This is a genomic window from Streptomyces sp. NPDC051677, assembly GCF_044453465.1.
Classification (GTDB): domain Bacteria; phylum Actinomycetota; class Actinomycetes; order Streptomycetales; family Streptomycetaceae; genus Streptomyces.
On record NZ_JBITCT010000034.1, the window covers coordinates 15424 to 35519 of the forward strand.

Consider the following 20096-nt stretch of genomic DNA (forward strand, 5'->3'; position numbering starts at 1 on the left):
GTCGGGGCGTCGAATTCTGAACCGAACGGCGTTTTCGGCCCTTCGGCCGAACCATTCAATACGTCGCCCCCGCCGACTGTCACATGACCAGGCCGCCGTCCACCGGCAGCACCTGCCCGGTGATGAAGGACGCCGCGTCCGAGGCGAGGAACACGAACGCCCCCGCGACCTCGTCCGGCTCCGCCCAGCGGCCGAGCGGGATCCGGGCCAGCATCCGCGGGGCGAACTTCTCGTTCGTGCGGATGGTCTCGGTCATCGGGGTCGCGGCCAGCGGGGCGAGGGCGTTGACGAGGATGTTCCTGCGGGCCAGTTCACGGGCCAGGGACTTGGTCAGGCCGATGACGCCGGCCTTGGCGGCGGAGTAGTCGACCTGGCCGAGCGTGCCGACCAGGCCGGCGGACGACGTGACGTTGAGGATCCGGCCTCGCCCGTCCTCCGGCAGGAACGGCAGCGCCGCCTGCGCGCAGCGGTACGCGCCCAGGAGATGGATGTCGAGGAGACGGCGGAAGGAGTCCTGCGCCAGCTTGTCGAACATGGCCGGGGCGGTGACCCCGGCGTTGTTGACGAGGATGTGCAGCGTCCCGTCGGCCAGGGCGGCGGCCCGCGCCACCGCTGCGTCGGCGGACGCCCGGTCCGTCACGTCCAGCCCCGCCGCCTCCGCGGTGAGCCCGGTCGCGGAGATCTTCGCCGCGACCGCCGCCGCGCCCGTCTCGTCGACGTCCGTCACCAGCACCGAGGCCCCGGCCCGCGCGAGCGCCTCGGCCACGGCGGAACCGATGCCGCCCGCGGCGCCGGTGACCAGTGCCGACCGTCCCGTCAGATCGAACAGTGCCGTACCGCTGCTCATCAGTAACTCCTCGGCAGTCCCAGCGTGTGCGAACCCAGGTAGTTCAGGACCATCTCCTGGCTGACCGGTGCGATCCGCATCAGCCGGGCCTCGCGGAAGAAGCGGGCCACGGGATACTCCTCGGAGTAGCCCATGCCGCCGTGGGTCTGCAGGGCCCGGTCGGCGGCCGTGAACCCGGCGTCGGCGCACAGGTACTTGGCGGTGTTCGCCTCCCGTCCGCAGGGCCGGCCGTGGTCGTACAGCCAGGTCGCCTTGCGCAGCACCAGCTCGGCCGCGTCGAGCCGGGCGAGCGCGTCGGCGAGCGGGAACTGCACGCCCTGGTTCATCCCGATGGGCCGTCCGAACACCACCCGGTCGCGGCCGTAGCGCACGGCCCGCTCCAGCGCGACGCGCCCGATGCCGAGCGCCTCCGCCGCGATCAGCATGCGCTCCGGGTTGAGCCCGTCGAGCAGATACCGGAACCCCTGTCCCTCCTCGCCGACCCGGTCCTCGACGGGGACTGGCAGGTCGTCGATGAACAGTTCGTTCGAGGTGACGGCGTTGCGGCCCATCTTCGGGATGGGCCGGACGTCGATGTGGTCGCGGTCCAGGTCGGTGAGGAACAGCGTCATCCCGTCGGTGCGCTTGTCCACCTCGTCGAGCCTGGACGTGCGGGTCAGCAGCAGGATCTTCTCCGACTCCAGCGCCTTGGAGATCCACACCTTGCGCCCGCTGACCACGTAGTGGTCGCCCTCCCGGCGCGCGTACGTCGTGATGCTCGCGGTGTCGAGTCCGGCGCCGGGCTCGGTCACGCCGAAGCAGACGTGCAGGTCGCCGGTGGCGACGCGCGGCAGGGTGCGCCGCTTCAGCTCCTCGGAACCGTGCACCACCACCGGATGCATGCCGAAGATCGACAGGTGGATCGCGCTGGCGGCGTTCATGCCGCCGCCGGAGCGCGCGACCTCCTCCAGCAGCAGCGTGGCCTCGGTGATGCCGAGGCCGTGGCCGCCGTACGCCTCGGGGATCGTGACGCCCAGCCAGCCGCCGCCCGCGACGGCGGCGTAGAACTCCTCGGGGAACGCGTGGCTCTGGTCCTTCTCCATCCAGTACCGGTCGTCGAAGTCCTTCAGCAGTCCGGCGACGGCCCCCCGGATCGTGTTCTGGTCCTCGGTCAGTTCGAAGTCCACGGCGGGGACACCCCTCTGCCGGATCGACACGATGTGTACGCGGCGTGCGAAACATATTAAAGGTCAGACCAAAGCGGCCCTCATGTCAACTCCTCCGTACGGGTCCGGGGCGACGCCGTCCGGAGTGTTGGCGTCGAAGCCGGTATGACGATCAGCCCATAGTGCGCATATGACGCGTACCCGTACGGCGCTGCTGTGCGCCGCCGCCCTTCTCGCCACGAGCCTCCAGACGGTGGCCGCGAGCGCCGTCCCCGAAGGCCACGACCAGGCGTGCACCGCCACCCGGAAGCCCACGGGCCAGGCCCGCCAGGTCCTCGACATCGTCCGCCGGGCCAAGAAGGAACTCGACCTCAAGGCCGCCCTCGTCAAGGTCACGGTCGACGGGCGTGAGCTGGTCACCGGCGCGGTCGGCGAGTCGCTGACGGATGTGCCCGCCACCCCCGCCATGCACTTCCGCACCGGTTCGGTCGGCATCGCCTTCATGGGCACCGTCCTGCTCCAACTGGCCGAGGAGGGCAAGGCGGACCTCGACGCCCCCGTCTCCCGCTGGCTGCCCGACCTGCCGCACGGCGACAAGATCACCCTGCGCATGCTCGGCGACTCGACCTCGGGCCTGCACGACTACGTCCCCGACCCGGTCTTCCTGAAGAAGCTGTACGCCGACCCGTGGCAGCACTGGACGCCGGAAGAGGTCGTCGGGATCTCGCTGAGCCACCCCCTGTGGTACGAGCCCGGCACCAACTGGAGCTATTCGCACGCCAACTTCGTCCTCCTGGGCCTCGCCCTGGAGAAGATCAGCGGCACCCCTCTCGACCGCCTCCTGCGGGAGCGGATCACGGGCCCGCTCGGCCTGCGCAACACAGGGAGCAACGACACCGCGCTCATCCCGCCGCCGGTGCTGCACGCCTACGACGACGAACGCGGCACCTACGAGGAGTCCACCTTCTTCAACCCCTCCTGGACCACCGCCCCCGGCGCGGTCATCACCCAGGACATCTGCGACCTCGCCCGCTCCGGGCAGGCCGTCGGCTCGGGCGAACTGCTCTCACCGGCCGCCTTCCGCACCCAGCTCAACCCGGGCACGGTCGGCCTCGGACACCCGACGGCCCGCTGTCCCGCCACCGTCTGCCTGCCGATGACGGAGGACTTCCACTTCGGGGTCGGCGTCGTCGTCAAGAACGGCTGGGTGGTGCAGAACCCGTCGTTCTTCGGCTACGCGGCCGTGATGGCGTACGAGCCGCACAAGCGTCTGTCCATCGCGGTGTCGACGACCGTGGGCCCGAACGCCCCCGCCGGCAACACCTCCCAGACGATCACGGAACGGATCGCGGAACTGCTGGATCCCGGCCACCCGCTCGCGGACTGACCGGGGCGTCTCAGCGCCCGGCGCGCACCCCGTCCAGGGCGATGGCCAGGACGCGGTCGCGCTGGGCGTCGTCTACGAAGGCGGTCGCCGTGACACCGGCGACCAGGCGCAGCAGATCGCCGAAGTCCATGTCCGCGCGGGCGACGCCGGCCTGCTGCGCCCGCTCGAACATCGGGCCGCCGGCCCCGTACAGCGACTCGCGGCAGGCCTGGAAGATCTCCGACTCGCCCTCCAGCGCCTCGCGCACCGCCCGCTTGGTGACCATGTAGGTGGCGAACCGGTCGAGCCAGGAGGTGAGCGCCTCCCACGGTTCCCGGTCGGCGAACTCCACGGCCGACCGGCACAACGCGTTGACCTCGTCGGCGTAGACGCTCTCGAAGAGCGCCCGACGGGTCGGGAAGTTCCGGTACAGGGTGCCGATGCCGACCCCCGCCCGCCGGGCGATGTCCTCCAGGGAGGCCTCCGAGCCGTGCTCGGCGAACGCCTCGCGCGCGGCCGTGAGCAGCGCGTCGTAGTTGCGGGCGGCGTCCTTACGGGTGGGGCGCTGCACCGCGACGATCTCGCTGACGGGGAACTGCTGGGCCGGCACTGCTGCCTCCTGGGCGGACTCGGTTGAACCGGAGGGTTACCTCCGCTACAGTGGAGGGGTGCCTCCACTTTATCAGTCCGAGGCCGTCTTCCCCTCTTTTCGAGAGGCTTCTTCATGCCCCGCACGTCCACCCGCCTCACCTTCGCGGTCCTCGCGACCGGTGCGGGCGTGTTCTCCATGCTCCAGTCGCTGATAGCGCCGGCCCTGCCGACCGTCCAGCACGCCCTGCACACCTCGCAGTCCACCGGGACCTGGGTGATGACCGCGTATCTGCTGTCCGCGTCCGTCTTCACGCCGATCCTCGGCCGCGTCGGCGACCTGATCGGCAGGAAGCGCACCCTCGTCGCGGTCCTCGTCGCCGTTCTGGTGGGCTGTCTGCTCGCCGCGCTCGCGCCGAACATCGGCGTCCTGATCGTCGCCCGCGTGATCCAGGGCGTCGGCGGCGCCCTGTTCCCGCTGTCGTTCGGCATCATCCGGGACGAGTTCGCCCCGTCCCAGGTGGCCGGCAGCATCAGCAACCTGTCCGCCGTGATCGCCGCCGGCGGCGGCGTCGGCATGGTCGCGGCCGGACCGATCGTCTCCGCGCTCGACTTCCGCTGGCTGTTCTGGATCCCCGTCGGCATCGTCGCCGCCGCCGCGCTGATCGCCCTGCGCTATGTCCCCGAGTCGGCCAACAGGGCTGAGGGCAGCGTCAGTTGGCTGGGCGCGGTGCTTCTGTCGGGCTGGCTGGTCGCCCTGCTGCTGCCGCTCAGCCAGGCGGGCAACTGGGGTTGGGGCTCGGCCCGCGTGATCGGACTGTTCGTCCTGGCCGTGGCCCTGTTCGCGCTGTGGCTGACGGTCGAGGCCCGCTCCCGTTCCCCCCTGATCGACCTGCGCATCATGCGGCTGCCGGCCGTGTGGACCACCAACCTCGCCGCCCTGCTGTTCGGTGCGGGCATGTACGCGATCTGGTCCTTCCTGCCCGGCTTCGTCCAGACCCCCAGCACGGCCGGCTACGGCTTCGGCGCGAGCGTCACCGCCTCCGGACTGCTGATGCTGCCGATGCTCCTCGCGATGTTCGTCTCCGGTGTGCTCAGCGGTCGCCTCGAACCCCGCGTGGGCGCCAAGGCGTTGCTCACGACCGGTGCCGGACTCGGCGGGCTCGCCCTGGGCTTCCTCACCCTCTGGCACGACGAGCAGTGGCAAGTCGCCGTCGTAGCGGGCGTGTTCGGCCTCGGCATCGGGCTCGCCTTCGCCTCGATGGCCAACCTGATCGTCGGCAGTGTCCCTCCCGCGCAGACCGGCGCCGCCACCGGCATGAACGCCAACGTCCGCACCATCGGCGGCTCCATCGGCGCCGCCGTCACCAGCGTCCTGGTCACCGGCCGCCTCCAGCCGTCGGGCCTGCCCTACGACTCCGGCTACACCCACGGTTTCATCCTGCTGACGCTGCTCTGCCTGGGCGCGGCCCTCGCCGCCCTGCTGGTCCCCGCCCGGCGCCCCACCCGCCCGTCGACCCCGGCCGCCCCGGCGCCGACCGCCGCACCCACCCCCGTACGGTAAGGTTCACCTACGCGTTCTCGCAGCTCACCGCCGCGGAAACGCCTCGGGACGTGGCGCAGCTTGGTAGCGCACTTGACTGGGGGTCAAGGGGTCGCAGGTTCAAATCCTGTCGTCCCGACTTGTGAGAGTCGCTGGTCAGGGCCGGTTTCGGAGGAATCCGAAACCGGCCCTTGGCCGTTCTTGGGGACCAGGCGGGGACCGGCGTCCTTGACCGGGGTCAGCGGGTGACGGCGATCGGGCTCGGCAGCGAGCGCGGTGTGCGTACGTCGTGCGGGCCGGCGGACAGGACGAGTCGGGCGACGAGGGGGCGGATCTCCTCGACGACGGGAACCTTGCGGGTCCGCTTGCCCTTGGCGCCCTTGACGGGGGCGTCACCGCGCAGCCACCCGCCGGCGGGCCCCCTCGGCTTCGCCCGTTCAGCGCCCCTCCACGGCGCCGGCCGGATGCGGACCACGGTCGGCAGGAGGAGCCGGCGGAGCCGTACTTCCTCGTACGACCAGCCGGGGTGTAGGAGCCTGCGTGGCACGGGGGTCCGGGTCGTCGGACATCACCCGGAGCAGTTCGGTGGCCGTGAGCGTGCCCAGTGCGAAGGTGTCGCGGGTCAACGCGGTGACTGGCGGATGCGCCATGGTGGTGAGGACGGAGTCGTCGAAGGACACGAGCGAGACGTCGCCCGGGACGGAGAGGCCCATCTCCGTGGCCACGCCGAGACCGGCGATCGCCATGACGTCGCTGTCGTAGACGATCGCCGTACAGCGACGGCCCGCCCGGAGCAGTCGACGGGTCGCCTCCGCACCCTGGGCGTCGGAGAAGTCGGTCGGGATGGAGTCCACCTCCGTGCCGAGCGTGGTGCGTACGTCGCCGATGGCCTGAAGCCGGCGCCGGGTGTGCTGGAAGGACGTGATGCCGCTGACATGTCCGATGTGGCGGTGCCCCAGGGAGGACAGATACCGCAGAATGCCGACCATCGCGGCGTGGTCGTCCACCCATACGCTGGTCAGCGGCATGGGACTGTCGTGACTTCCCAGCGTCACCGCGGGAATGCCCAGGTCGGCGACGAGCTGTGGCCGGGGGTCGTCGACCTCCAGGTCGAGCAGGACCAGCCCGTCGACGCGGTTCTCCGCCGCCCAGCGCCGGTACACCGCCGTCTGCGCCTCGGTGTCCTCGACGATGAGCAACTGGGTGGCGATGCCCTGGCCGGACAGGCAGGACTGCAGGCCGGAAAGGAAGTGCGCGAAGAAGGGCTCCACGCCGAGCGTCCGGGCGGGACGGGCGATGACGATGCCGACCACGTCGCTGGACGCGCCCTTGAGCGCGCTCGCGGCCCGGTGCGGACGCCAGTTGAGCTCGTCGGCGACCTCGAGGATCCGCCGGCGCGTCGCCTCGCTCAGACCCGGACGCCCGTTGATCGCCAGGGAGACCGCCGAGACCGACACACCGGCCAGCCGCGCGATGTCGGTGCTCTTGAGACGTGGCGCCGCCTGCCCCGCTCCCGCTTGCTTCTTCCGTGCCATCGGACCTCCACCGCCGGCCGTACCGGCGTTACCCGACTGTGATGATTCGGCGCGGTGACTGCGCTGCTAAAACGTATTAGTCTGCCGCCACTCGCACCAAGACTAAAACGTATTAGAGCATCTGCACGGCATGCACTGCTGACTGCACATCGAAGCAATGACGTTATTGGTCCGGCTCCTTCGCCCTCCCGTACGGAGAGATCCAAGGTGCACAATCACTTCGCTTCGACACTCGACCGGCTCGACCGCGTACGGCGGGAACGCATCCTCCCCCGCGTCCGCACCCGGCTTGCGGAAGTCCTGGTCGAGGCCTGGACCGTCGGGGACGATGGTGAACCAGTGAGCCCCGGTCACGCACTCGGGCTGACCACCGACGCGGGCCGCACCCGTCCCGACCACCGGCCCTTCGCGCTGGGCGACAGCTGGGGCCCTGCCTGGTCCACGACCTGGTTCCGGGTCCACGGCACGGTGAACCCCGGTCAGGCCGGACCTGTCGACCTCGTGCTGGACCTCGGCTGGTTCGACCACTCGGTCGGCGGTCACTGTGAGGGCCTGGTCTTCACCGGGGACGGCACCGTCGTCAAAGGGCTCCATCCCCGGCAGAGCAGCATCCGGCTCAAGGACCCCGACCACGACTGCGGTCTGCTCGACACCGAGGGACGCTTCGTGGTCCATGTCGAGGCCGCCGCCAATCCCCTCCTGCTAGGTCTGCCGCCCTTCGTCGTCACCGAGCACGGTGAGAAGGGCGCGCGGGAGCCGTTCGAGGAGTTCAGGCTGCGCCGGGCGGAGACCGCCGTGTTCTCCCCCGACGTGCACGGCCTGCTGTGCGACCTGGACGTACTGGGCGGCCTGGCCGCGGAACTCACCGAGGAAGAACCACGGCGCTGGCGGCTGTTACGCGGCATCGAAGAGGCCCTGGACGTCTACGACGAGACCGACGCGGCGGCCACCGCACGGCAGGCACGCGCGGTGCTGGCGCCGTTGCTCGCCGCGCCCGCCCACCACAGCGCCCACCGGATCACCGCCGTGGGACACGCACACATGGACTCGGCGTGGCTGTGGCCGCTGCGCGAAACGGTGCGCAAGATCGGCCGCACCGTCTCCAACGTCCTCGCGCTGCTGGACACCCACCCGGACCTGATCTACACCATGTCCGCCGCGCAGCACTTCGCCTGGCTGGAGGAGCACCACCCCGAACTCTTCGACCGGTTACGCCGGTACGTCGAGCAGGGCCGTCTCGTCCCGGTCGGCGGGATGTGGGTGGAGCCGGACGGCGTCCTACCCACCGGTGAGTCCATGGTGCGTCAACTGACCTACGGCAAGCGGTACTTCCTCGACCGGTTCGGCATCGAGACGCGCGAGGTGTGGCTGCCGGACTCCTTCGGCTACTCGGGCGCGCTGCCACAGCTTGCGCGCCGGGCCGGCGCACGCTGGTTCCTGACGCAGAAGATCTCATGGAACGACACCACGGCCTTCCCCCACCACTCCTTCTGGTGGGAGGGCATCGACGGCACCCGGATCTTCACCCACTTCCCGCCCGCGGAGACCTATGCCGCCGAGGTCACCGCCCGCGAACTGCGGCACGCGGTCAGCACCTTCAAGGACAAGGCCATCGCCTCCCACTCCCTGCTGCCCTACGGCTACGGAGACGGCGGCGGCGGTCCCACCACGGAGATGGCGGAACGGCTGCGCCGCTTCGCCGACCTGGAGGGCGCTCCACGCGTCGCCTCGCGTACCCCGGCGGAGTTCTTCCACGACGCCGAGACCGAACTCCAGGCGATCACCGAAGCCTCACCGTCCCTCGCTCCCGTCCACCGCGGTGAGCTGTATCTGGAGCTGCACCGGGGCACTCTGACGTCTCAGGCGGCCATGAAGCGGTACAACCGGCGCTGCGAGTCGCTGCTCCGGGCCGCCGAGTACCTCAGCGCGGCCGCCACCGTCCTGCACGGCACGCCCTGGCCGCGGAAGGAACTCGACGAGATCTGGCGCGGTGTGCTCCTGCATCAGTTCCACGACATCCTGCCCGGCACCTCGATCAGCTGGGTGCACCGTGAGGCGCGCGCCTTCTACCGGACTGCCGTGGCGCGCCTGCACGACATCGTCGAGCGGGCCGCCAAGACACTGGGTGGAGCGGGGGACGACGGGGCCGCCGCGGCGCTGCCTCCGTTCCTTCCCGCCCCCGTCCAGGGCCCGACCGGCGCCGGGGGCGATCCGGCCGCCGTCCGGGTCACGGGCACCGAGGCCAAAGCCACGGTGCTGGACGACGGACTGCTCCGGGCCGTCGTCGACGCCGACGGCCACCTCGTCTCACTCGTCGACCTGCGCAGCGGCCGGGAGACCGTGCCGCCCGGCAGGCGCGCCAACGAGCTGCAGATCTTCCGTGACGAGCCGGTGCGCTGGGACGCCTGGGACGTGGACCGCCACACCCTGCGCCGGCCACGAACGGTCGGCGAGGTCACCGGCCGCAGGGTGGTCCACGACGGCCCCGACGCCGGCGTCGAGGTCGTCCGCCGGTTCGGCGCCTCGGTGTTCACCGTGACGACGTGGCTGCGCGCGGGCGCCGGGCGGCTGGAGACGGAGTGCGCCGTCGACTGGCGGGAACGCGAGCACCTGCTCAAGGTCGCACTGCCGGTCCATGTCATGGCCCGGACCGCGCGGTTCGAGACGCAGTACGGGTACGTGGAGCGTCCGCTGCTGGTGAACACCGCGGCCGAGGACGCCATGTTCGAGGCCGCCATGCATCGGTACGTCCACATCGCCGACGGCGCCTACGGCTTCGCGATCCTCAACGACACCATGTACGGCGCCGACGCGCGAGCCCAGGGCGACGCCACCGTCGTCCGGCTGTCTCTGCTGCGGGGCAGCCGGTTTCCCGACCCGGACGCCGACGTGGGCCGTCACACCTTCCGTTGGGCCCTGCTGCCCGGTGTGGACGTGCCCGCCGCGGTGGAGGCCGCCTACCGGTTCAACGCACCCGAGGTGAGCGGCCCCGCGCACCTGCGTCCCCTCGTACAGCTGGAGCCGCTGAGCGGTCACGCGATCGTCGACTGGGTCAAACTCGCGGACGACGGTTCGCAGGACCTCGTCGTGCGGGTCTATGAGACCCAGGGCGGGCGGGCACGGGCCCTGCTGCGCCCGTCCGCCGCCCTCGGCACGGACCTCGTCGTACGCGAGACGGATCTGCTCGAACGCGACTTCCGGCCCGAGGACGGCCTGCCCGGGGCCCTCCACCCCGCCTCGGACGGGTCCGTCCCCGCGGACGGCGCGTACCTGGACCTCGGCCCCTTCCAGGTGGCGACCCTGCGGATCACCACCTGACCTCCGCCGTTCCACACCGCCACGCACCCCACCGTCACGCACCCACACCGTCCCACACCGTTGCGCACCACGCGTGAGGAGAACCCACATGACATCAACGGGCAGACGGCCCACGCTCGTCGCGGGCGCCCTGTTCGGATCGCTGCTGCTGTCCTCGTGCGTCATCGGCGGCGGCTCGACGCCGAAGGCCTCGGATGCCTCGGGCGGAGAGGTGTCCGGCACGATCACGTTCCAGACCTGGAACCTGAAGAACGACAAGTTCACCTCGTACTTCAACGACCTCATCGCCTCCTTCGAGAAGGCGAATCCGGGCACGGACGTCAAGTGGGTGGACCAGCCCGCCGAGGGCTACCAGGACAAGCTGTCCGCCGACGCCGCGGCCGGCTCGCTCCCCGACGTCGTCGACATGGGGCCGGAGGCCGCCTACACCCTCGCGCAGGCGGGCACTGTGCTGGACCTCGGCAAGGCCGATCCCGAAGCCAAGGGCAAGTACCTGGACAAGGCGTGGGAGGCGATGACGTTCGACGGCCTGGGCGGCGGCACGTACGGCTACCCGTGGTACCTGAACACCGGGCCGTCGTTCTTCAACAAGGCGCTGCTGGAGAAGTGCGGTCTGAGTGCCGCCAAGCTCCCCACCACCTACGACGAGCTGTTCGACCAGGCCGAGACCATGGCCGGCAAGTGTTCCGACGACGAGATGATCGCCAGGATGCCCGCCATCGAGACCTTCGGCGAGTACGGCGTGGAGCTGATGGACAAGGACGGCAAGAAGTTCACGTACAACAACGCCAAGGGCGTGGAGCTCGTCGAGCGGTTCAAGGATCTGTACGCCAAGAAGGGGTTCACCGAGGAGGCGCTCAACAACCTCCAGACCAAGGAGGTCGAGGAGTTCAAGGCGGGCCGTCTGGCCTATCTGCCCGGCAGTTCCTACACCCTCACCGACCTCAAGGACACGGCGCCCAAGGTCTACAAGAACCTGGCGATCGGGCCGCGGATCAACAACGGCTCGCCCAACATGTACATCGAGTCGCTCGTGGTGAACGCACGGTCTGAGCACCAGGCCCTGGCCGTGGCGTTCGCCAAGTACGTGACGGACTCCGCCCACCAGCTCGCGTTCGCCAAGAAGGCCTCCGTCTTCCCCTCGTCGGCCGGAACGCTGGACGACCCGTACTTCACCAAGGACGACGGCGATCCGGCCACCAAGGTACGGATCGAGAGCACCGCCCAGGTGAAGAAGGCGGTCGTGTGGTGGCCCCCGGCGTTCTCGGGATCCGCGGACAGCGAGACGCTGCGTGAGCAGATCGCGCAGGCCCTGCTGGGCAAGAAGTCCGTGAAAGCGGCGCTCGACGCTTCCGTCAAGTACTCCAACGAACGGCTGGAAGCGAACGGATGACGACCACGGCCCAACGCACCACCGCGCAACGCACCACCGCACGAAGCGCGTTCCCCGACCGGCCGAGCGGCCGGGTGCGCCGGCGCCGAGGCCACCTGTCCACCCATCGCTGGTTCCTGACCCCGTGGCTGTTCCTGGCGCCGGCGCTGACCGTCATCGTGCTCATGGTCCTCGTGCCGTTCGTCAACACGCTTCAACTCGCCTTCACCGACTCGACCTTGCTGAGGACCGGCGGGTTCGTGGGCGGGGACAACTTCCGGAAGATGTTCGCCGACGAGCGGTTCGTGACGGCCCTGCTGAACTCCGGCCTCTACACGGTGTGTGTCGTGCCCGTCATGGTGGTCCTGCCGCTGGTTCTCGCCGCGCTGGTGAGCTCGACACGGCGGCTGGCCGGTTTCTTCCGCACCACCATGTACCTGCCCGTCATCATGTCACCGGTCGTCGTCGGGCTGATCTGGACGAACATGCTCGACAAACAGGGCCTGGTGAACGAACTCGCCGGCACGCTCCGTGTCGCCTCCGAGCCCTTCCCCTTCCTCAGCGACCGGTGGCTGCTCCTCTTCAGCGCGATGTTCGTCACCGTGTGGATGGGCATCGGCTACTACATGGTGATCTACCTGGCGGCCCTGGTGAACATCGACCGCAGCCTGTACGACGCGGCGGCCGTGGACGGGGCGGGCACGGTGCGCACCTTCCTCGACGTCACCGTCCCCGGGGTGCGTTCGACCATGGCGCTCGTCGCGGTGCTGTCCTCGGTGGCCGCGTTCCGGGTGTTCGGCGAGATCTACGTCCTCACCGACGGCACGGGAGGGGTGGGTGGCGGCGACCTCACGATGACCATGCTCATCCAGCGCGAGGGCACCGGTCTGCAGGCGCGTACCGGATACGCGAGCGCGATCAGTCTCGTCATGTTCGTCATCCTCGGCGGGCTGCTCCTGGCGCAACTCGCCGTACAGCGCAAGCAGAGGAACTCCTGATGTCCCACCTCGACTCCCCCCGCACCGGGGCCGGGGCGCCCCGCGGCCGGCGTCGGGCCCTGCCCGGCGCGGTGGCCCGGTACACCGTTCTGGCGCTGATGGCCCTGCTGCTGGCGGGCCCGTTGGTGTGGCAGCTCTCGCTGTCCCTCAAGGGCGCGGGCGAGCCGCTGTACGAGCGGCCGCCCCGGGTGATCCCCGAACACCCCACGTTCGAGCACTTCGGCACGGTGCTGGACCGCATCCCGGTACCGCACTACCTGTTCAACTCGCTGCTGGTGGCGGTCATGGCGGTGGCCGGCAACGTCGTCGGCGCGACCTGCGCCGGCTACGCCCTGGGGAAACTGCGCTTCCGCGGCAGGTCCGTGGTGACCGTGCTCGTCGTCGCGGCCCTGCTGGTGCCGTCGGAGGCGGTGCTGATCTCGCAGTTCCTCATGGTCAGGGCGGCCGGACTGGCGGACACGCTCTTCTCCGTCGCCCTGCCGACCCTCGTGGCGGCACTGAACGTGCTGCTGATGCGCAACGCCTTCCGCGCTCTTCCGCCGGAGTTCGAGGAGGCCGCCGTCGTGGACGGCGCCAATGCCTGGCAGCGGTTCATCCGGGTGTCCGTCCCCCAGGTCAGGGGCGTGATCACCGTCGTGGCGGTGTTCTCCTTCGTCGGCTCGTGGAACGACTTCCTGTGGCCGCTGATCGTCCTGTCGGACGAACAGAACTACACCCTCACCGTCGGTCTGAACCGGCTGCGCGGCACCTTTTACGACGATCCGCGCCTCATCGCCGCCGGCACGATCATCGCCCTCGTTCCCATCATCGCGTTCTTCGCCGTCCTGCAACGCTACTTCTTCCGTGGGTTGGAAGCCGGCGGACTGAAAGGTTGAGATGCTGAGGTTCGGAGTCAACTACACCCCCTCCCAGGACTGGTTCTACTCCTGGCTGGATCCGGACTGGAAAGCCGTCCGCCGCGACCTGGAGGCCGTGGCAGCCCTGGGGCTCGATCACATCCGCGTCCTGCCGCTGTGGCCTGTGGTGCAGCCGAACCGGACGCTGATCCGCCGCCGCGCCCTGCGGGACGTCCGCCGGGTCGTGGAGATCGCCGGTGAGGCCGGTCTGGACGCCGGCGTCGACGTCCTGCAGGGACACCTGTCCGGATTCGATTTCGTGCCGAGCTGGCTGACGGACTGGCACCGGCGCAGCATGTTCAGTGACCCCGACGCCGTCGCCGCCCAGGTCCACCTGGTCGAAGCGTTCGAGGAGCAGCTGCACGACCTGCCCAACTTCCTCGGGCTCACCCTGGGCAACGAAATCAATCAGTTCGCCTCCGCGATGCACCCCACCCCGATGTCCGCCACGACGGAGCAGGTGACGTCCTGGCTCGGCGCGCTGCACGGGGCCGGGCCGCGCGTGGCCCGCCACTTCCGGCTCAACGCCGAGTTCGACGCCGTGTGGTACGCCGACGGGCACGCCTTCGTACCGTCCCACTCCAGCCGGTTCGGCGGGATGAGCGTGGTGCATTCCTGGATCTTCAACGGCACCGCGCAGGGATACGGCCCCATGTCACACGAGAGCGTCCACCACGCCGCCTACCTCGTGGAGTTGTCACGCGCCTTCGCCGTGGACGCCGCCCGCCCGGTGTGGCTGCAGGAGGTCGGCGCGCCGCTCAACCAGCTCACCGAGGCCCAGGCGCCCGACTTCTGCGAGCGGACGGTACGCGCGGCGGCCGACAGCGAGACGCTGTGGGGGATCACCTGGTGGTGCTCGCACGACGTGGACCGCCGACTGGGCGACTTCCCCGATCTGGAACACAGCCTCGGCCTGCTGGGCGCCGACTCGGAGGTGAAGCCGATCGGGCGGCGCTTCGCCGAACTCGCCGCGGAACTGCGCGACCGGCCGCGTCCCGCGTCCCGGCGCGAAGCCGTCGTGGTTCCGGTCGACGGCGCGGACGTGCCCCTTTCCCGGGCCGAACTCTCGCCGGGGGGCGGCGTCTTCGAAGCGTGGATGGATCGTGCCCGCGCCGGCGCGCGCCCCGCTCTCGTCACCTCCGGCACCGCCGCCGACACCGGCGCCCTCAGCGCTCGCGGAATCGAGCGTCTGGTCTCCGCCGACCCGACCGGCCGCACCTTCTACACCTCCGTCAGCGACGCCGAGGTACTGCAACGGACCGCCGCCCATGTCGACGGCTGACCTCAGCAGGGCCTCGCCCTCCGCCGTCGAGCGCCTCCTCGCCGAGCTGTCCCTGACCGAGAAGGTCGGCCAGCTCAACCAACGGCTGTACGGCTGGCAGGCCGTCGAACGCACCGCCGACGGCGGGTTCCGGCTCACCGACCGTGCGCGGGCCGAACTGGACCGGTGGGGCGGCCTCGGGGCCCTGTACGGGGTGTTTCGCGCGGACGCCTGGTCGGGCCGCACCTGGGACGACGGCATCCGCCCCGAGGAACGCGCCGAGGTCGCGGCCCTGGTCCAGGAGGAGGCGGTCCGGGCCGGCCGGCACGGCATCGGCGTCCTGCTCTCGGAGGAGGCGCCACACGGTCACCAGGCCCTCGGTGGCACGCTGCTGCCCACGAACCTGGCTGTCGCCGCCGGTTGGGACCCCCGGACGCTGACGGAGGCGGCGGCGTCCGTCGCCGAGGAACTGGCCGCGAGCGGGGTGCACCTCGCCCTGGTGTCGGCCCTCGACCTGTTGCGGGATCCGCGCTGGGGCCGGGCCGAGGAGTGCTTCGGGGAGGATCCGCTGCTGGCGGCCGAACTCACCCGGGCCGTGGTGACCGGCATGCAGAACGGCGGTCAGGACACACCCGCCCCCGGCGGTGTCGCCGTCGTCCTCAAGCACCTGGCCGCCCAGGGCGAGGCGGTCGGCGGGCGCAACGGCCAGTCCGCCGTCATCGGCGCCCGCGACCTGCATGAACTGCATCTGCCCTGCGTCCGGGCGGCGGTGGAGGCGGGCGCGCGGGGGTTCATGGCGGCGTACAACGACATCGACGGCGTGCCGTGCTGCGCCAACCGTGAGCTGCTCACCGGATTCCTGCGCACCGAGTGCGGGTTCGACGGGATCGTCATGGCGGACGGCCTGGCCGTGGACCGGCTGGCCACCATGACCCAAAGCCCGGTCGCCGCCGCGGCGGCCGCGCTGGAGGCCGGCGTGGACCTCTCGCTGTGGGACGACTCCTTCGCCCTGCTGGACTCGGCCGCGGCTGAGGACCGCGGGCTGGCCGCACTGGTCGACGCCGCCTGCCGCCGGGTGCTCACGCTGAAGTACCGCATGGGCCTGCTGCCGGACCGGGGCGGCGGCGGGTCCGGCCACGACGAGGCGCGGTCCGCCCACGCCACCGGGGTCGCGGAGACCGCAGGAGGCAGGGCGGCCGCACGGGAGCGGCTGACGCTCGCCGCCCGTGCCACGGACCGGGTGTCCAGGCGCCTGGCCCGGCAGTCCCTGGTGCTGCTGCAGAACGCCGGAGACCTGCTGCCTCTGGATCCGCGCAGCCTCACCAAGGTGGTGGTGGCGGGCCCCAACGCCCGCGATGTCACCGCGCTTCTGGGGGACTACGTTCCGCCCCTGCCCGAGGAGGGGGCGGCGGTCGGCCTGGAGGTCGCTCTGCGCCGAGCCCTGCCGCACGCCACGGTGGCGAGTTCCCCGAGCGTGCCGTCGGCGGCCGATCTGGGCGACGCCGACCTGGTGGTCCTCGCCCTCGGCGGAACGAGCCACCGCGCCTACGCCGACCGTTTCGCCGCCAACGGCGCTGTGGCCGAGGCCCCGGTCATGGCCACCGCGGGCGAGGGCGTCGACCTCGCGGACGTGTCCCTGCCCGGAAACCAGGACGCGCTGGTCGCCGCCGTGCGGGCACGCTCACGCTGCCCCGTGGTCGCCGTCGTGGTCGCGGGCCGGCCGCATGTGCTCACCGCGGTGACCGAGCACACGGACGCCGTGCTGTGGGCCGGGTACCCCGGCCCCCACGGCGCCGGCGCCATCGTCGACGTCCTCCTCGGCGTCGTCGAACCGGTGGGCCGGCTGCCGTTCACCGTGCCCCGTCGTCCCGGCGTGGTCCCGGTGCGGTACAACGACCGGCATCCGGCCGCCGACGTCTACCGGGATGCGCCGGACCCGGTGCTCTTCCCCTTCGGCTTCGGCCTGCGGTACCGGCCGGTCGTCTTCGACGGGCTCACGGCGGACATGGCGGGGCCGGCCGTCCAGGTCAGCGTCGGCCTGACCAACCCGGCCGACGCCGACGCCGAGGTCGTCGTCCCGTTGTTCGCCCACCGCGGCGGCGGAGTCGTCCTGCCCCGACTGCGGGAACTGCTCGCGTTCCAGCGGGTGACCGTCCCCGCGCGAGCCCGCGTCACCGTCGTCTGGGACCTGCCCGCCGCTCGCTGCCTGGCTGAAGGCGCGAGCCCGCGGGCGCGAACCGATCTGTACGTGGCGGACCTGCACACCGTCCTCCACCCTTACGGCACTTCGCGGACCGGCCCGTCCTCGGAGCCGGCCATGCCCCGGTAGCCCCTTCGGAGAAAGCGAGGCAACGTGTTGTTACGGCATCGCGGAACGGGAAGCGGAACGGGAAGACGGTCCGCCCTACGGGCCTGTGCCGGTGCGCTGGCGGTGGTACTCGCGCTCACGCTCGACGCCAAGAGCGCCGTGGCCACCGACACCCTGCCCTGGACCGGTGACAGCGCGGTGGGCGCCAACCAGCCCTACCAGCACGGCTACTCACCCACCGACCTGCTGCGCTGGAACCCCGCTGACGACACCGACGCGGAGTACCTGCGCGCGAAGGTGCCGCTGCAGCAGCGGGTGGTCGCCAACTCGGCGACCCAGCGCAACCGGGCGCTGCCCACGCAGACCCAACAGCTCACGCTGGCGGGCGACTACGGCAACGCCTTCTTCGAAAGCCACCCGTACACCAACGAGTTCAGCCAGTACCTGTTCAACTACTGGCAGTACACGGACGTCTACGCGTCCTGGCACGGCATGCCCACCGAGGGCGTCCCGAGGGACTACTACGACCCGAACCTGGACTGGCGGGAGAAATGGTTCGAGTTCGGGATGCTGAACCTGCCCAACCCCGGCTACACCAACGCCGCGCACGCGAACGGCGTGCGGTCACTGGGCTGCATCTTCTTCTCCCCGAACGACCGCGGCGACCAGGCCTACTCCGAGCTGCTGGTCCGCGACGCCGGCGGCGGCTTCCCCGCGGCCAGGAAGCTCATCGAGATCGCCGAGTACTACGGCTTCGACGGCTATTTCGCCAACCAGGAGAGCTCCGTCGCCCCGGCTGACATCCCGGCCTACAAGCAGTTCCTCAAGCAGCTGCGCGACGGCGGGCTCTACGTGCAGTGGTACGACTCCATCGACAACTCGACCGGCGCGATCTCCTACCAGAACGAGTTCAACGCGGTCAACGCCCCCTTCGTGCGCGATTCCCGGCTCGGTGACGTGTCCGCCTCCACCTTCCTGAACTACTGGTGGAACAAGACCAAGCTCACCAACTCGAAAGCGTACGCGGCCGGTCTGGGCCTGGACTCCCGCAAAAGCGTCTTCGCCGGCGTCGAGGCGGGGATGTACCAGTTCGACCAGCCCTACAACCTCGACGACAACCTCGGCGCCGACGGCGCCCCCATGAACGCCATCGCCACACTCGGCGCCGACTTCGTCTCCTCCGACTACGCGGACAAAACCCACGACGACGCCCAGGCGCAGGTCTTCGACCGGGAACGCCGTTGGTGGACCGGCTCCTCCCAGGGCGCCACCAGCCCCGACGGCGCCTGGAAGGGCATCTCGAAATACATCGCCGAACGCTCCGTCATCAACGGCAGCACCTTCGCCACGTCGTTCAACACCGGCCACGGCCTGTCGACCTGGAACGAGGGCAGGCTGTCCAACGACGCCGAGTGGGGCAACATCAACCTCCAGGACATCCCGGTCACCTGGCAGTGGTGGATCGACGCGGCCCGCTCGCCGCTGACCGCGGACTTCGACTACGGCCCCGAGTACACCCCGGCGAGCAGGTTCTCCTACCAGAAGATCGGCGCCTACGACGGCGGCAGCTCCCTCGTCCTCAGCGGCACGCTCGCCAGTGACAACACGGTGCGCCTCTACAAGACCGACCTGACCGTGACATCCGCCTCGACGCTCGACCTCACCTACGCCAAGCCCTCGGCCGACGACGACTCCGAACTGCGGCTCGCCCTGGTGCTGGCCTCCGACCCGGACAAGGTCGTGCAGGTTCCCCTGGCCGGTTCCGGCCGGCGCACCGACGGCTGGACGACCGCCACGGCCGACCTGTCCGCCTATGCGGGCCGGCGCATCGCCTCGCTCGGCCTGGTCGTCGCCGCCGGAGCGCAGCCCATCGAGAGGTACCAGGTCAACCTGGGCGCCCTGGCCCTGCACGACGGCGTCGACCGCACACCGGCCGTCCCCCAGGGTCTGGCCATCACCCAACTGCTGCCCGACACCGACGAACTGTTCCTCTCCTGGCAGCGCAGCGACTACGACACCGTCCGCCGCTACGACGTGTACCTGGACGACACCTACCTCGGGGGCATCTACGACGACGTCTTCTACGCCAAGCACTTCACCGCCGCCTCGGGAACCGTCAAGGTCGTGGCGGTGGGCCCGGACGGCAGCCGGAGCGCGCCCGCCGTCGTGCCGTTCGACCTGGGGACGGCGCCGGGCAAGGTGACTGCCGTGGCCGCCCGGGACGGCACGCTCAAGGCGACGTGGACGCCTCCACCGTCGGGGCAGCCGGTCACCCTGAAGGTGACGAGCGTCGACACATCCGCCCCCTACACCAAGGAGGTCACCGTCCCGGGCGGCGGCACGGGCACGACACTGACCGGCGTACCCGTCGACGGCGCCGGCTACGTCCTGACCGCACGATCGGGGAGCGGCACGACGACCGCCGTTCGCGGCGCCTTCGCCGATGCCGAGATCACGCCCTATCCCGCCTCCGCGGTGCGGGTCAGCGGAAACTCCTTCACCTTCTCCCGGCCCGCACTGGCCGACTGGCACACCCTCACCGTCCTGGAGGACGGCCAGCCGAAGTCGTTCGCAACGACGTACGGATCAGGGAACAAGCCGTACATCATCCGCGGCCGCACCACCCGTGCCGCGATGACAGTGACCATGTCCCGCTCCGCCAGCAGGGTCGTCGCCGTCCTGGAGGACTACGCGGGCAACAGGACGCAGACGGTCCTGCGGGGCAGCCAGGTCGTGTTGCCCGACTCCGGTGGGGCGTGAGGGGCTTCGCCGACGCTCGCAGACTCATGACGCGGCACTCATGAGCACCCCGCACCGCTGCTTCCTGTGATCGGAAGGCATTGAGGGCGACGCCGGACGGCGTCGCCCTCAACGGTGTGCCTGCCCTGGGGCCGCCCCCGTGGGCGCCGGTCCCGACGG

Annotated in this window: 14 protein-coding genes and 1 tRNA gene; 10 read left to right on the plus strand and 5 right to left on the minus strand. The window is 70.5% G+C overall.

What is annotated here, in order from left to right; translation table 11 throughout:
• Window positions 1-79: 79 nt before the first annotated feature.
• On the minus strand, window positions 80-847 hold the full coding sequence (locus ACIBAF_RS32535) for an SDR family NAD(P)-dependent oxidoreductase (RefSeq protein WP_399467774.1): 768 nt from the start codon (window positions 845-847) through the stop codon (window positions 80-82).
• On the minus strand, window positions 847-2013 hold the full coding sequence (locus ACIBAF_RS32540; RefSeq protein ID WP_399467775.1) for an acyl-CoA dehydrogenase family protein: 1167 nt from the start codon (window positions 2011-2013) through the stop codon (window positions 847-849). The genes ACIBAF_RS32535 and ACIBAF_RS32540 overlap by 1 nt, the downstream gene beginning before the upstream one ends.
• Before the next feature lie 169 nt (window positions 2014-2182).
• On the opposite strand from ACIBAF_RS32540, the gene ACIBAF_RS32545 reads away from it, so the two are divergent.
• The gene (locus ACIBAF_RS32545; protein WP_399467776.1) at window positions 2183-3379 is read left to right on the plus strand and encodes a serine hydrolase domain-containing protein; all 1197 of its coding nucleotides are present in this window, start codon (window positions 2183-2185) and stop codon (window positions 3377-3379) included.
• A 10-nt stretch (window positions 3380-3389) separates the two neighbouring features.
• Here the strand turns inward: ACIBAF_RS32545 and ACIBAF_RS32550 are convergent, their stop codons facing one another.
• Entirely contained in the window at window positions 3390-3968 is a 579-nt protein-coding gene (locus ACIBAF_RS32550) for a TetR/AcrR family transcriptional regulator (RefSeq protein WP_399467777.1), read from the minus strand.
• Window positions 3969-4082: 114 nt separating this feature from the next.
• On the opposite strand from ACIBAF_RS32550, the gene ACIBAF_RS32555 reads away from it, so the two are divergent.
• A complete protein-coding gene (locus ACIBAF_RS32555) occupies window positions 4083-5510 on the plus strand; it encodes an MFS transporter (RefSeq protein WP_399467778.1) in 1428 nt (475 codons plus the stop codon).
• Between the two features lie 44 nt (window positions 5511-5554).
• Window positions 5555-5628, plus strand: a tRNA-Pro gene (locus ACIBAF_RS32560).
• 99 nt (window positions 5629-5727) lie between these two features.
• Here ACIBAF_RS32560 and ACIBAF_RS32565 read toward each other — a convergent pair.
• Window positions 5728-5964, minus strand: coding sequence for a hypothetical protein (locus tag ACIBAF_RS32565; protein WP_399467779.1), 237 nt, complete (start codon window positions 5962-5964; stop codon window positions 5728-5730).
• On the minus strand, window positions 5927-7024 hold the full coding sequence (locus tag ACIBAF_RS32570; protein ID WP_399467780.1) for a LacI family DNA-binding transcriptional regulator: 1098 nt from the start codon (window positions 7022-7024) through the stop codon (window positions 5927-5929). The genes ACIBAF_RS32565 and ACIBAF_RS32570 overlap by 38 nt, the downstream gene beginning before the upstream one ends.
• Before the next feature lie 207 nt (window positions 7025-7231).
• Here ACIBAF_RS32570 and ACIBAF_RS32575 point away from each other — a divergent pair, with 207 nt between their 5' ends.
• From ACIBAF_RS32575 to ACIBAF_RS32605, 7 genes are all read left to right on the plus strand, one after another.
• On the plus strand, window positions 7232-10342 hold the full coding sequence (locus ACIBAF_RS32575) for an alpha-mannosidase (protein WP_399467782.1): 3111 nt from the start codon (window positions 7232-7234) through the stop codon (window positions 10340-10342).
• 88 nt (window positions 10343-10430) lie between these two features.
• A complete protein-coding gene (locus tag ACIBAF_RS32580) occupies window positions 10431-11735 on the plus strand; it encodes an ABC transporter substrate-binding protein (RefSeq protein WP_399467783.1) in 1305 nt (434 codons plus the stop codon).
• On the plus strand, window positions 11732-12712 hold the full coding sequence (locus ACIBAF_RS32585) for a carbohydrate ABC transporter permease (protein ID WP_399467784.1): 981 nt from the start codon (window positions 11732-11734) through the stop codon (window positions 12710-12712). Before ACIBAF_RS32580 ends, ACIBAF_RS32585 begins: the two co-directional genes overlap by 4 nt.
• Complete coding sequence (locus ACIBAF_RS32590) at window positions 12712-13587, plus strand: carbohydrate ABC transporter permease (RefSeq protein ID WP_399467785.1); 876 nt, start codon at window positions 12712-12714, stop codon at window positions 13585-13587. The genes ACIBAF_RS32585 and ACIBAF_RS32590 overlap by 1 nt, the downstream gene beginning before the upstream one ends.
• A gap of 1 nt (window position 13588) precedes the next feature.
• Window positions 13589-14890, plus strand: a complete 1302-nt coding sequence (locus tag ACIBAF_RS32595; RefSeq protein ID WP_399467786.1) for a glycosyl hydrolase — start codon at window positions 13589-13591, stop codon at window positions 14888-14890.
• The gene (locus tag ACIBAF_RS32600) at window positions 14877-17198 is read left to right on the plus strand and encodes a glycoside hydrolase family 3 protein (RefSeq protein WP_399467787.1); all 2322 of its coding nucleotides are present in this window, start codon (window positions 14877-14879) and stop codon (window positions 17196-17198) included. Before ACIBAF_RS32595 ends, ACIBAF_RS32600 begins: the two co-directional genes overlap by 14 nt.
• A gap of 102 nt (window positions 17199-17300) precedes the next feature.
• Window positions 17301-19937 carry an endo-beta-N-acetylglucosaminidase gene (locus ACIBAF_RS32605; RefSeq protein WP_399467788.1) on the plus strand — a complete coding sequence of 879 codons (2637 nt, stop codon included), beginning with the start codon at window positions 17301-17303 and terminating at the stop codon, window positions 19935-19937.
• Window positions 19938-20096: the final 159 nt, after the last annotated feature.

Bases quoted from the DNA above. Each gene is read 5' to 3' on its own strand.
- ACIBAF_RS32535 (WP_399467774.1), bottom strand. From the start codon at position 847: ATGAGCAGCGGTACGGCACTGTTCGATCTGACGGGACGGTCGGCACTG.
- ACIBAF_RS32555 (WP_399467778.1), top strand. From the start codon at position 4,083: ATGCCCCGCACGTCCACCCGCCTCACCTTCGCGGTCCTCGCGACCGGT.
- ACIBAF_RS32585 (WP_399467784.1), top strand. From the start codon at position 11,732: ATGACGACCACGGCCCAACGCACCACCGCGCAACGCACCACCGCACGA.
- ACIBAF_RS32595 (WP_399467786.1), top strand. From the start codon at position 13,589: ATGCTGAGGTTCGGAGTCAACTACACCCCCTCCCAGGACTGGTTCTAC.
- ACIBAF_RS32570 (WP_399467780.1), bottom strand. From the start codon at position 7,024: ATGGCACGGAAGAAGCAAGCGGGAGCGGGGCAGGCGGCGCCACGTCTC.
- ACIBAF_RS32545 (WP_399467776.1), top strand. From the start codon at position 2,183: ATGACGCGTACCCGTACGGCGCTGCTGTGCGCCGCCGCCCTTCTCGCC.
- ACIBAF_RS32600 (WP_399467787.1), top strand. From the start codon at position 14,877: ATGTCGACGGCTGACCTCAGCAGGGCCTCGCCCTCCGCCGTCGAGCGC.
- ACIBAF_RS32580 (WP_399467783.1), top strand. From the start codon at position 10,431: ATGACATCAACGGGCAGACGGCCCACGCTCGTCGCGGGCGCCCTGTTC.
- ACIBAF_RS32590 (WP_399467785.1), top strand. From the start codon at position 12,712: ATGTCCCACCTCGACTCCCCCCGCACCGGGGCCGGGGCGCCCCGCGGC.